This is a genomic window from Sphaerisporangium perillae, assembly GCF_023276435.1.
In the GTDB taxonomy this organism is placed as follows: domain Bacteria; phylum Actinomycetota; class Actinomycetes; order Streptosporangiales; family Streptosporangiaceae; genus Sphaerisporangium; species Sphaerisporangium perillae.
In genome coordinates this window covers 16,891-29,053 of record NZ_JALLPO010000034.1, presented here as the reverse complement: position 1 = coordinate 29,053, position 12,163 = coordinate 16,891, and the positions used below count along the sequence as shown (strand labels likewise).

The following is a 12,163-nucleotide window of genomic DNA, read 5'->3' as shown; positions in this document are numbered from 1 at the left end:
TACGTCACCAACCTCTGTACGGCGCGACGGCCGCGTCGTCCACTTTGCCTGCCGCGACATCGGCGATGGCCGTGTCGAGGACGTCCAGCGCCCGGTCGAGATCCGCCTCGTCGATGACCAGCGGCGGGGTGAGCTCCAGGACGTTCGACCTCGGTCCTACGTAGTAGAGCACCGCGCCGAGCTGGTAGGCGCGGAAGACGACCTTGGCCGCGGTCGTGGCGTCGGTCAGCTCGATGCCGCCTATCAGCCCGCGGTTGCGCACGTCGGCCACCTGGTCGTGACGGGCGCGGAGCTGGTCGAGCCTGGCGCCCAGCCCCTCGCCGAGCCGGGCCGCGCGGGCGGGCAGCTCCTCCTCGGCCAAGATGCGCAGCACGGCGCGCCCGGCCGCGGCCGCCACCGGGTTGCCGGCGGTCGTGAGCAGCGATGATCCTTCGGCGGCGTCGAGGATCTCGGCCGGGCCGATCGCCGCGGACAGCGGCAGCCCTCCGCCGAGTGACTTGCCGAACGCGACGAGGTCGGGGGCGATGCCGTCGCACTCGAAGGCGTGCAGCCGGCCGGTTCGCCCGAGACCGGCCTTCACCTCGTCGGCGACCAGCCAGGTGCCGTGCCGGTGGCACAGGTCGGCGAGCCCCTTGAGGAAGCCGGCCGGTGGGATGACCACTCCGCCGTCGCTGAGGATCGGCTCGACGATCACCGCGGCGACGTCGCCGGCGGCGAGCTCGGTGGCGACGCCGTCGAGGTCGGGGTAGGGCACGAGCACCAGACCGGGGTCCCGTTCGGCGCCGGCCGCGACATGAAGGCCGGAGACGTGCTGGGCGGGACCGAGCCCGCCGTGGTAGGAGCCCTCGAACGTCATGATGCGCGGGCGGTGGCCGGCGGCGCGGATGCTTCTGATGATCGCGGCGTTGGCGTCGGAGCCGGCGTGACCGAGGTACACCCGGCGATCGGATGCGCCAGGAGTGATGGCCAGCAGCTCCTCGGCGAGCGCGACCGCCTCGGGATTGGTGGCCGAGAGCAGGCTGGCCCCCGCCATCCGCCGTACCGCTCGCTCCACGGCCTCGACGACCCGCGGATGCGCGTAGCCGACACCGGCCGCGCTCCAGGCGCCGGAGAGGTCGATCAGCTCGCGGCCGTCCGCCTCCACCAGGCGGGCCCCGTGCCCCGAAACCGGTGCGAGCGGGAAGAACCGCAGCCGCTGCGCCCCGGCCACGACGGCGAGATCGGCGTCGTAGAGCGAGGTCATCGAGGCTGTTCCACCAGTTCGTCCGCGACGCTGCCCGTGCCAGTGAGCTCGGAGGTGAGCCGCTCGCCGATGCGCCGGGCGAGGGCGGGCGCGGAGAGGATCACCGCGACGCCGAGCAGGCACCACACGCCCGCGATCCACGGGAAGTAGGAGTACGGCGCGTCCTGGCCGGACGACTGCTTGTAGAAGACGAAGAGGAGGTAGGCGATGCCGGCCACCGGCAGTACCGCCTCCCATCGGGGGATGGCCGAGCGGCCGGAGAAGGTGAAGGCGATGACGCCGACGCCCGCCACGGCGTACGCGACGAGGATGCACAGCACGCCGAGCGTGGCGAACCAGTAGTACGCGTCGAAGGCGCCGACCCCGGCCGCCCAGACGATGACGTCCACGACGAGCGTGATGGCGACGACGGCGACCAGGGCGACGCGGGGAGACCCGGTGGCGGGGTCCACGCGGGAGAGCGCCTTCGGCCCGAAACCGTCCCGGGAGAGGGCGAAGAGCATGCGGGCGGCGGCCGCGGAAGAGGACAGCGAGCTCGCGAACGCCGACGCCACCGCGGTGAAGGCGACCACAAGGGCGAACCACGTGCCGATGTAGCGGGCCGACAGCGTGGACAGCGGCGACTCCGCACCGGCGAAGGCGTCGATGCCCGCCTGGTCGGTGCCGAATCCGATCGTCTCGGTGAACATCATGACGACGAAGAGCAGGCCGGTGAGCACCACACTGCCGACGAGAGCGCGTGGGATGTTGCGCTTGGGGTTGTCGGTCTCCTCCCCGAGCGAGGCGCAGGCCTCGAAGCCGGCCCAGGACAGGAACGCGAAGACGGTGGCGGTCATGATCGTGCCGAAGGTCGTGCCGCCGGCGGTGAACGTGGAGAGGTCCAGGATGGGCGCTCCCCCGCTCTCAGTGCCGCCGCCCGACCCGGTGACGGAGCCGCCGACGACGACGGCGGCCAGCACGAGCATGGCGAGGATGCCGAAACCCTCGATGACCAGCAGCATCCGCGCGGTGAGGCGGGTGTCGCGCGAGTTGAGGATCGTGATGCCGAGCGCGGCGACGACGGCGACGATGATCCACGGGCCACTGTTGTGCACGCCGAGCGCCTCGAGGAAGGCGTGCGCGAACACCCCGGTGGCGGCCTGGGTGCAGGTCAGGAAGAACAAGTAGGTGCCAAGGAGCGCGAAGCCGCCGAAGAAGCCGGCCCGCGGCCCGATGGTGGCACCGGCCAGCGCGTACACCGACCCGGCATGGTTGAAGTGCTGGGTCAGGCGCCAGAAGCCGTATCCGACGAGGGCGACGCCGATGAGGCCGAGAACGAAGACGAGCGGGACGGCCTTGCCGACGGTGGCGGCGACGCCGGGACCGTTGAGGCCCATGGCCAGGGTCGGGCCCATCAACCCGACGGAGAGGGCGAGTGCCTCCCACAGGCGCAGCTTACGTGGTGCTTTATCGGCCATGAGGCGGGCTCCAGGAGACGCGGAAGTCGGGCGCGGGGTGCCGCCATGAAACATTCATTTCATTCGAATGTCAATAAATCGCCCAAGAAACGTCTCAGTCAAACGTGATGTCCCCGGCCAGCTCGTCCGCCTCTCTGATCCTGGTCTCGGCCTGCTTCCCGAGCTTGGCCAGCACACCGGCCACCATCGACTCGACGACGGCCGTGGCCGGGACGATCGAGTCGAACGGGCTCGGACCATCGACCTTGACCGGCAGAACGAGGTCGGCCACCTCGGCGGCCGGTGACAGCCACGGGTCGGTGACGAGCAGGATCTTCGCCCCCCTGCCGTGCGCGTGGACGGCCAGATCGACGACGTCGCGCTGGTACCGGCGGAAGTCGAACACCACGCAGACGTCACGTTTGCCGACGTCCAGCAGGAAGCCCGAGTGGTGAGTGGGCGTCTGCGGATGCACGGTCGTCCCCGGGCGCATCTGGCGCAGATGCAGGTCCAGGTAGGCGGCGAGCAGGTGCGAGTAACGGCCGCCGAAGCAGGTGATGTGCCTGCCGGTGTCGGCGAGCAGGTCGACGGCCTTGTCCAGCTCCTCGTCGGGGAGCGACGCGTAGGTCTGCTCGACGGCCTGGGTGAAGACCCGGGCGGAGACCGCGCGAAGGTCATCCTTGGTGATGCGCTGCGGGATGGTCAGCGGCGAGGCCCTGCGCTCCTGGACCTCGTCACGGAGCGCCTGCTGGAACTCCTTGTAGCCGTCGAACTCCAGGTGGGCGACGAACCTGACGACGGTCGGGGCGCTGACGCCCGCACGCCCCGCGAGCTCGTGGGTGGACCCCAGACCCGCCGACGGATAGTGCGCCAGGAGAGCCCGGGCGACCTTGCGCTCACCGGCCGAGAGCCGCCCCATGCGGCTGCGAACCCGCTCCGCGACACTGGAGCTCGCGCCCCCGCCACTCGCAACACTCATGTTCCCGCTCTCCTCACATCACGCTAAGAGCAAGGTATAGCCGACGTCCAGGTCCCCGGTCCGGGCCGGAAAGGTATAGCCGACGTCCAGGTCCCCGGTCCGGGCCGGATCAGTTCGGCGTCTGGGCGAGCTCGGCGCCGATGCTGTCCGCGGTGGCCAGCAGATGTGGCAGCCACGACCGGCGCATGGTGTCCATGGACGTGCGGCTTGAGTGCGTGGAGGTGTTCACGGCCGCGACGACCCGGCCGTCGGCGTCGCGGACCGGTGCCGCGATCGAGCGCAGGCCCTGCTCCAGCTCCTGGTCGACAATGGTCCACCCCTGCCGGCGTACCCGGGCGATCTCCTGGGTGAGGCGCTCACGATTGGTGAGCGTTCCGGAGGTGAGCTGTCGCGGCGTGATGCGCTCGAAGTAGGCCTCGAACTCGTCGGCGTCCAGACCGGCCAGCAGGACCCGGCCGGTCGACGTCGCGTAGGCGGGGAAGCGGGTTCCGACGGCGATGGAGACCGTGAGGATGCGGAACCCGTGCACGCGGGCGACGTAGACGATCTCGTCGTCGTCCAGAACGGTCAACGAGGTGGTCTCGGACACCGTGGCGGCGAGTCGCTCCAGGTGCGGCAGGGCGACCTCCGGGAGCCGCAGGCTGGAGAGGTAGGCATGCCCGAGCTCCAGCACCCGGGGTCGCAGCGAGAACCCCCGGTCGTCGGATCCCGCGTAGCCCAACTCGACGAGGGTGAGCAGGAACCGCCGCGCGGCCGCTCGTGTCATCCCCACCTGGGTGGCGATCTCCGTCAGGGTCAGGCTCGCGGGAGAGTCGTTCAGCGCCCGCAGCACCTCAAGGCCACGCTCCAGGGATTGGACGAAGGGCGGCTCCCCCGCCGTCCGGTCAGACACCGTTGCCTCCTCGGTGGTCGGGTGCGGGTCTGGCCGGGTAGATCCGCAGGTCGGCCTCGATGCGTGCGGCGGCGGCCAGCAGCGGTGGCAGCAGCGACCGCCGGATGTCGTCGATCGAGGTACGGCTCGCGTGTGTCGAGACATTCAGCGCGGCGAAGACCACGCCGGCGCCCGACCGTACCGGCACCGCGACGGCCCGCAGTCCTTCTTCCAGCTCCTGGTCGACGATGGACCAACCCTGGTTACGGACGCGTTCGAGCTCCGCGCGCAGGTCGCCGGCGGTTCGGATGGTCTTGCTGGTCCGCTGGGTGAGCGACACCCGTTCGAGGTGGCGTTCGCGGGCATCGGAGGGGAGGTTGGCCAGCAGGACCCGCCCCATGGATGTGAGGTGCGCGGGCAGGCGAGTTCCCATCCCGATGCCGATCGTCATGATGCGTGATACGGACACCCGCACCACGTAGACGATGTCGTCACCGTCGAGGACCGAGAGCGACGACGACTCGTGCACCTCGGCCGCCAGTTGCTCCAGGTGAGGTTCGGCGACGTCGCGCACCGAAAGCCGGGAGAGGTATCGGTAGCCGAGGCCGAGCACGCGTGGGCGCAACGAGTAGCGCCCGTCCTGGTAGGCGACGTACCCCAGTTGGGCCAGCGTCAGCAGGGACCGGCGGGCGGCGGCGGGCGCCAGGTTGGCGGCTCGAGCCACTTGGCTCAGCGTCATCCGCGGGTTGTCGGCGTCGAATGCCTTGATGACGGCCAGGCCTCGTGCCAGCGACTGGACGAAGTCGGTGTTACGGGAGTGCCGCGCGGCGTCCGTCATCAAGGCCTCGCTCTCCACAGTTCAGATGATCCTCTCAGATCGGATCCGTCCCGACGACCGTGCGGTTCATCGCCTCGCATGTTTGCGCATGGCGAACCGTAGCTGTCCATACGCATGATGTGCAATGCACTGGACGGGAATCGACGGTCGCGGAAGTGGACAGGGCTCCCATACGACCTCGAATCGGTAGCTTCGATGGCTTGACGCGACGTTACGCGCACTTTACGGTCACGTGTATCCGCATTACGCACCAATGTTCGACATGCGAAAGGTTTCTCGATGACAAGCGCGACCGAAGGCCGTACCTCGGTGCCTCGAGGCTTCGGGTTGACGCTCGCGCTCTCCATGGGAGCCGGACCGCTGGCTCTCTACGCCCTCACTGCCACCTCGCCGGTGGTCACCGCGGACCTGGGCCTGAGCCGTGCCCAGTTCGGCACCTTCGCGACGGCGGCGTTCCTCGCCGCGGCGGCCTTCTCCCCATTCGTCGGCCGGTGCGCCGATCTCTTCAGCGCCCGTATGGTGCTCGCCGTCCTGTTCACCGGAGCCGGCATGGCCATCGGGGGCGTCGCCCTGGCGCCGTCCTACCCCTGGCTGCTGGTCGCCGTGGTCGTCTGCGGCGCGGTTCAAGCACTCTCCAACCCGGTGACGAACCAGCTCATCGCCGCGCGGGTGCCCGCGGGCCGGCGCGGATCCCTGATGGGGGTCAAGCAGTCGGGCGTGCAGATGTGCCAGTTCGCCGCGGGACTCGCGCTTCCCGGCATCGCGGTGGCGTTCGGCTGGCGTGGCGCCGCGGCCGTGGCCGCGATCGCCGCCGTCGCGGGCCTGCTGCTCGTGCCGGGCACGGTCCCGGCCGGCGACGCCACGCCCGCGCCCAGGGCCGCCAGGCGGACAGCGGACCTTCCGGCCTCGGTGTGGTGGCTCGCCGGATACGCGCTCCTCACCGGCGCCGGTCTGCAGGCCACGAACGTCTACCTGCCGCTCTACAGCTTCGAGCGGCTGGACATGTCGGTTCGGGTCGCCGGGCTCACCGCCGCCACGGTCGGCGGAGTCGGTCTCGTGGCCCGCATCGGCTGGGGGCGTGCCGCCGAACGGATGCGCGAGCCCCGCCGTCCGTTGCTTCTGCTCGCCACGGTCTCGGGGCTCGCCGCGTGCGCCCTGCTCGGAGCCGAACAGCTCGGCCTGCCGTGGGTGGTCTGGGTGGCCGCGGCGCTGTTCGGTGCGAGCGGGATCGCCGCGAACGTCGTCGTCATGCTCGTCCTGATCCGGATCAGCCCCATCCAGGTCGTGGGCACGGCCTCCGGGGTCCTCGCGGTCGGCCTCTACATCGGCTTCGCGTTGGGGCCGCTGAGTTTCGGCCTGCTGGTCGACCACACCGGGTCCTACAGCGTCGGCTGGCTCGCCGTCGTGTCGGTCTATCTGGCCGCCGGCGTCCTCTCCCTGGTCTGGCGCGCCCAGAGTACGTCCCCCAGGGAACTCGCCGAAGCGATCTGAAGCCGTCTCCGGCCTTTGGCTCTTACCTGTTTTCGCCTCCAGGAAGGACAGTAATGCTCACCCATGAACAGAACGAACGCCTCGTGCGGACCGGCCCCGGCACCCCTATGGGCGCCCTGTTCCGCCGGTACTGGATCCCGGCGCTGCTCGCCGAGGAGATCCCCGAGCCCGACTGCCCGCCCGTCCGGGTGAAGCTGCTCGGCGAGCAACTCATCGCCTTCCGCGACTCGCGGGGCCGGATCGGCCTGCTCGACGAGTTCTGCAGTCATCGCACCGCGTCGCTGTTCTTCGGCCGCAACGAGGACTGCGGTCTGCGCTGCTCGTACCACGGCTGGAAGTACGACGTGGAGGGCAACTGCGTCGACATGCCCTCCGAGCCGGAGAGTTCGTCCTTCAAGAACCGCATCAAGCACACCGCTTACCCGTGCGTGGAGCGTGCCGGGATCATCTGGACCTACATGGGCCCGGCCGACAAGCAGCCCCCGCTGCCCGAGTTGGAGTGGGCACTGCTCGACGACGATCAGCGCTACGTCTCCAAGCGCTGGCAGGAGTCCAACTACCTGCAGGCCATGGAGGGCGGCATCGACTCCAGCCACGTCTCCTTCGCGCACCGGTTCAACATCGACGACGACCCGATGCACGCGGGCACCGAGGGGCTGAAGTACCTCAAGGCCGACACCCGGCCGAAGTTCGAGGTCGCCGAGTCCGACGGCGGGCTCGTGATCGGCGCCCGGCGGTTCGCCGACGAGGAGAACTATTACTGGCGGATCACGCAGTGGATCATGCCGTGGTACACGATCATCCCGCCGTTCGGTACCCACAACCCGCTCGGCGGCCACGCCTGGGTGCCCATCGACGACGAGAACTGCTGGTCCTGGAGCATCAACTACCACCCCAGCCGTCCCCTGCGCGAGGACGAGCTGGCCGCGATGCGCGCCGGAGACGGCATCCACGTGAAGTACGTGCCCGGCACGTACCGTCCCGTCGCGAGCCGGGCCAACGACTACCTGATCGACCGGCAGGCGCAGAAGGACAACCGCACGTTCAGCGGGGTCGAAGGCATCGCGATGCAGGACGCCTCGCTGCAGGAGAGCATGGGCGAGATCTGCGACCGCACCAAGGAGCGGCTGGGCACCAGCGACGCCGCGATCATCCTCGCGCGACGCCGGCTGCTCGCCGCCACCGAGGATCTCGACGAGACCGACGTGCTGCCCGGAGCCGACCCGGCGCACCAGCGAGTCCGGTCGACCTCGCTCATCCTGCCCAACTCGGTGCCGTTCCAAGAAGGAGCCCGGGAGGCGTTGATCGCCTCGCCCGGCGAGGACTTCGTCTCCATCTGACCCCCCTCATGGCCTTCGGGGACGGCCATCGAGAAACGAAGGACGCTGACATGAAAGCAATCACCAGCACCGGCTTGCGCTCCGCGACAGCCGGCGTGGCCGTCTCCATGGCACTCGTCACGGCGGGCTGTGGAGGTGGCTCCACACAGGCCGCAGGAGGCGAGACATGCGACGGCAAGACCGTGACCGTCGGCATCACCAAGAGCGCCAGTGACGCGCCGTTCTATGTGGCGCAGGACAAGGGCTACTTCAAGAAGCAGGGCCTGACCGTCCAGTTCGTACCGTTCGACTCCGCCGCGAAGATGATCCCGCCGCTCGGCGCCGGTCAGCTGGACGTCGGCGCCGGCGCCCCGTCCGCGGGGTTCTACAACGCCGTGGCCCGGGGCGTGGAACTGCGGATCGTCGCGGACAAGGGGTCGATGCCCAAGGGGTACGGCTACATGCCTCTCATGGTGCGCAAAGATCTCCACGACGGCGGCAAGGTGAAGACCATCGCCGACCTCAAGGGGCTCAAGGTGGCCGAGCCCGCCCAGGCCACCGCGACGTCCTCCACCGCGAGCGCGCTCCTCGAGAGCGGTGGCCTTGGCTACGGCGACGTCAAGCACGAGTACATCGGCTTCGCCGAGCAGGTGACCGCCTTCGGCAACGGAGCGATCGACGCGGCAATGATCACTGAGCCCTCCGCCACGGTCGCCGAGCAGCGGGGGGTCGCTGTACGGCTGGCCAGCCCGCCGGACGTCTACGACAACCAGCAACTGGCCGTCGTGCTCTACGGCGGCAAGTTCGCCGGCGAGAAGAGCAGGCTCGGCACCTGTTTCATGACCGCCTACCTGCAGGGCGCCCGTGACTACGTGTCCGCGCTCGCGGACGGCAAGGTGACCGGCAAGGGCGCCGACGAGATCGTCAAGATCGTGACCACGGCCACCGGGCTCAAGCCGGAGCTCTACCGCGCCATCGTGGCGAACTACGTCAACCCCGACGGGGTGGTCAACGCCGAGAGCCTGCGCCGCGACTACGACTTCTTCGACAAGCAGGGCTGGCTCGAAGGCAAGAAGGTCTCGGTGGACACACTGGTCGACCCCTCGTTCGCGAAGGCCGCGGTCGCGAAGCTCGGCGCGTTCGACAAGGCCGGGGCCGCGAAGGCCGCCGGATAGGAGAGGCACCCATGGCAACCACAACTTCCCCGGAACGGCAGGGCACCGAGGCCGCCCCTGCCGCCACGCCCGTACGGCCGGCGCGCTGGCGCAACGCCCGGAACCGCGACCGCCTGCTCGCCGCCGTCACCCCGCTGGTGCTGCTCGGCATCTGGGAGGTCCTCGTCCGGATCGGCGCGCTGGACGCACGGTTCTTCCCCGCGCCGAGCAGCATCTTCGGCCGGATGGTCGACATGGTGTCCTCCGGCGAGCTGTGGACCCAGACCTGGGCCAGCCTGCAGCGGCTGTTCCTCGGCTTCTGGCTCGGCCTGATCCCCGGACTGGTGCTGGGCGCCGTCATGGGGTTGAGCCGTCCGGTGCGGGCGGCGCTCTCGCCGCTGGTGTCCGGGACGTACCCGATCCCGAAGAGCGCGCTGCTGCCGCTGATCCTGCTGGTCTTCGGCCTCGGCGAGATGTCGAAGATCGTGATGGTCGCGATCGGCGTGTTCTACCCCGTCGTGCTCAACACGACCGCGGGCGTCCTGCAGATCCAGCCCATGTACTACGACGTCGCGAAGAACTTCGGCGCAAAGCGTCTGCAGGTGTTCCGCACGGTGGCCCTGCCCGGCGCGATGCCCAGCATCATGACCGGCATCGAGCTCGGCGCCGGCCTGGGGCTGATCCTCATCGCCATCGCCGAGATGGTCGGCGCCCAGTCCGGTCTCGGCTTCATGATCTGGAACGCCTGGCAGCTGTACTCGGTGGACACCATGTACGTCGGGTTGCTGGTGATCGCGGTCATCGGTTACGCGATGTCGCTCGTACTCGGCTGGGTCGCCCGCCTCGTCACTCCCTGGAGGACCGACCGATGATCGACCAGCACGCCTCCTCGCCGGTGGCCCCGGCCCAGGAGATCACGGTGTCGGTGCGGGGCCTGCTCAAGCAGTTCCCCGCCAAGGACCGCACCGTGACCGCCCTGGACTCGCTCGATCTCGACATCCCGCGTGGGCAGTTCTTCGTCATCGTCGGCCCCAGCGGGTGCGGGAAGACGACGCTGCTGCGCATCCTCGCCCGTCTGGAGGAGGCCAGCGCGGGCCGGGTCGAGGTCCACGGCTCGGCAGAGGGCCGGCCGGAGAACTCGATGGTCTTCCAGGGTGACTCGATCTTTCCCTGGATGACCGTCTGGGACAACGCCTCGTACGGCCTGCGCATGCGCGGGGTGCCGGCGGCCGACATCCGCGAGACGGTGGGCCACTACCTGGCCAAGACCGGGCTCACTCAGTTCTCGGACTGCTACCCCCACCAGCTGTCCGGAGGCATGCGCCAGCGGGTGTCCATCGCCCGGGCGTTCGCCAACGACCCCGACGTGCTGCTCATGGACGAGCCGTTCTCGGCGCTGGACGAGCAGAACAAGACCCTGCTCCAGGGCGAGCTGCTGCGGATCTGGGACGAGACCCGCAAGACCGTCGTCTTCATCACGCACAGCGTCGACGAGGCGGTCACCCTGGGCGACCGCATCATGGTGATGACCGCGCATCCGGGACGGGCCAAGGCCTTCTTCGACGTGCCGTTCGAACGCCCCCGGGACGTGCTCGAACTTCGCCAGCGGCCGGAGTACGGCGAGATGGTCTACGACATCTGGCAGCACCTGCGCGACGAGGTCGACCACAGCCAGGCCGCCACCCGGCCGCCCGAGCGACGCCGATGGTTCCGCCGATGACGGCCGGCACCGCCCTGGCGAGCGTCGCCCTGCCCGGGGGCCGCTCCGAACTGCGCGAGTTCCCCCTCACGCCGAGCCGGGCGGACGACGGCTGGCTGCGGGTGGAGGCCGGCGGCATCTGCGGCACCGACGTGGCGCTGCACAGCGCCGGGCTGCCCAGGCCGACGGTGCTCGGCCACCACGTGCACGGCGTCGTCACCGAGCTCGGCGACGACGCCGCGCGCCGCTGGGGCGTGCGGGCCGGTGACAGGGTGGTGGTCGAGGAGTACTTGCCCTGCGGCGACTGCGAACAGTGCCGCGCCGGCCGGTACCGGCTGTGTCCCCGTACCGACATGTGGGGCGAAGGGCGCCGGGTCGGGCTGGTCCCTGTCGACGAAAGCCCCTCCCTGTGGGGCGGCAACGCCCAGTACATGTACCTGCCCAGGGAGGCCGTGGTCCATCCGCTGCCCACCGGCCTCGGCGACACGCTCGCGGCCTGGGCACTGCCCTTGGCGAACGCGCTCGACTGGGTGCTGGGCGCGGGCGCGCTACGGCCTGGCGAGACGGTCGTGGTGCTCGGCCCCGGGTATCACGGGCTCGCTGCGGTGGCGGCGGCACGGTACGGCGGCGCAGGCGAGATCCTCGTCTCCGGTCTGCCGCAGGACCGCTCCCGTCTGGACATCGCGAGGTCCCTGGGCGCCACCGCCGCCGAATCCGCCGGCCCCGACCTGCGGGAGCTTCTCGCGGAGGCCACCGATGGCCGGATGGCCGACGTCGTGCTCGACCTCACCGGCGCCGGGTCCGGCAGCGTCACCGGTGCGGTATCCCTGCTCGCCCAAGGTGGGCGGCTGGTGCTGGCGGGCGGCAAGGGCTCGACCGCCGCGACCCTCGACACCAGCGAGCTGACCAGGCTGAACGCGACCATCCGTGGCGTGCGCGGCCGCGCCCCGGAACGGGTGCGCCAGAGCATCGAGCTGCTGGACGGCGGCGGATCCGGGTTGGAGGGCGTGCCCACCGTCGACGTGCCCCTTGCCGGCGTCGGCGACATGCTGAACCGGCTAGCCGCCGGGCAGGGCCCGGACACCCCGCACGTCGTCGTCCGCCCGTGGGCGGACCGGCCGGCCACCTGAAGG

At 70.1% G+C, this 12,163-nt stretch carries 11 protein-coding genes; 6 read left to right on the top strand and 5 right to left on the bottom strand.

Annotation, left to right across the window (positions count from 1 at the left end; translation table 11 throughout):
- Positions 1 to 4: 4 nt before the first annotated feature.
- The 5 genes from MYF83_RS29515 to MYF83_RS29495 form a co-directional block, all read right to left on the bottom strand.
- Positions 5 to 1,243 carry an aspartate aminotransferase family protein gene (locus MYF83_RS29515; protein ID WP_248964010.1) on the bottom strand — a complete coding sequence of 413 codons (1,239 nt, stop codon included), beginning with the start codon at positions 1,241 to 1,243 and terminating at the stop codon, positions 5 to 7.
- Entirely contained in the window at positions 1,240 to 2,700 is a 1,461-nt protein-coding gene (locus tag MYF83_RS29510) for an APC family permease (protein WP_248964009.1), read from the bottom strand. The genes MYF83_RS29515 and MYF83_RS29510 overlap by 4 nt, the downstream gene beginning before the upstream one ends.
- Before the next feature lie 94 nt (positions 2,701 to 2,794).
- Positions 2,795 to 3,658, bottom strand: a complete 864-nt coding sequence (locus tag MYF83_RS29505; protein ID WP_248964008.1) for a MurR/RpiR family transcriptional regulator — start codon at positions 3,656 to 3,658, stop codon at positions 2,795 to 2,797.
- Positions 3,659 to 3,767: 109 nt separating this feature from the next.
- Entirely contained in the window at positions 3,768 to 4,550 is a 783-nt protein-coding gene (locus MYF83_RS29500; RefSeq protein ID WP_248964007.1) for an IclR family transcriptional regulator domain-containing protein, read from the bottom strand.
- Positions 4,543 to 5,367, bottom strand: coding sequence for an IclR family transcriptional regulator domain-containing protein (locus tag MYF83_RS29495; protein ID WP_248964006.1), 825 nt, complete (start codon positions 5,365 to 5,367; stop codon positions 4,543 to 4,545). The genes MYF83_RS29500 and MYF83_RS29495 overlap by 8 nt, the downstream gene beginning before the upstream one ends.
- 279 nt (positions 5,368 to 5,646) lie before the next feature.
- Here MYF83_RS29495 and MYF83_RS29490 point away from each other — a divergent pair, with 279 nt between their 5' ends.
- Genes MYF83_RS29490 through MYF83_RS29465 form a run of 6 tightly spaced genes read left to right on the top strand, consistent with a single transcriptional unit; the run spans position 5,647 to position 12,160 of the window.
- Complete coding sequence (locus MYF83_RS29490) at positions 5,647 to 6,858, top strand: MFS transporter (protein WP_248964005.1); 1,212 nt, start codon at positions 5,647 to 5,649, stop codon at positions 6,856 to 6,858.
- A gap of 53 nt (positions 6,859 to 6,911) precedes the next feature.
- A complete protein-coding gene (locus tag MYF83_RS29485; protein WP_248964004.1) occupies positions 6,912 to 8,198 on the top strand; it encodes a Rieske 2Fe-2S domain-containing protein in 1,287 nt (428 codons plus the stop codon).
- Positions 8,199 to 8,248: 50 nt separating this feature from the next.
- Entirely contained in the window at positions 8,249 to 9,352 is a 1,104-nt protein-coding gene (locus MYF83_RS29480; protein ID WP_248964003.1) for an ABC transporter substrate-binding protein, read from the top strand.
- Positions 9,353 to 9,363: 11 nt separating this feature from the next.
- Complete coding sequence (locus MYF83_RS29475) at positions 9,364 to 10,203, top strand: ABC transporter permease (RefSeq protein WP_248964002.1); 840 nt, start codon at positions 9,364 to 9,366, stop codon at positions 10,201 to 10,203.
- Entirely contained in the window at positions 10,200 to 11,051 is an 852-nt protein-coding gene (locus MYF83_RS29470; RefSeq protein ID WP_248964001.1) for an ABC transporter ATP-binding protein, read from the top strand. Before MYF83_RS29475 ends, MYF83_RS29470 begins: the two co-directional genes overlap by 4 nt.
- Positions 11,048 to 12,160, top strand: a complete 1,113-nt coding sequence (locus MYF83_RS29465) for a zinc-dependent alcohol dehydrogenase (protein ID WP_248964000.1) — start codon at positions 11,048 to 11,050, stop codon at positions 12,158 to 12,160. The genes MYF83_RS29470 and MYF83_RS29465 overlap by 4 nt, the downstream gene beginning before the upstream one ends.
- Positions 12,161 to 12,163 lie beyond the last annotated feature (3 nt).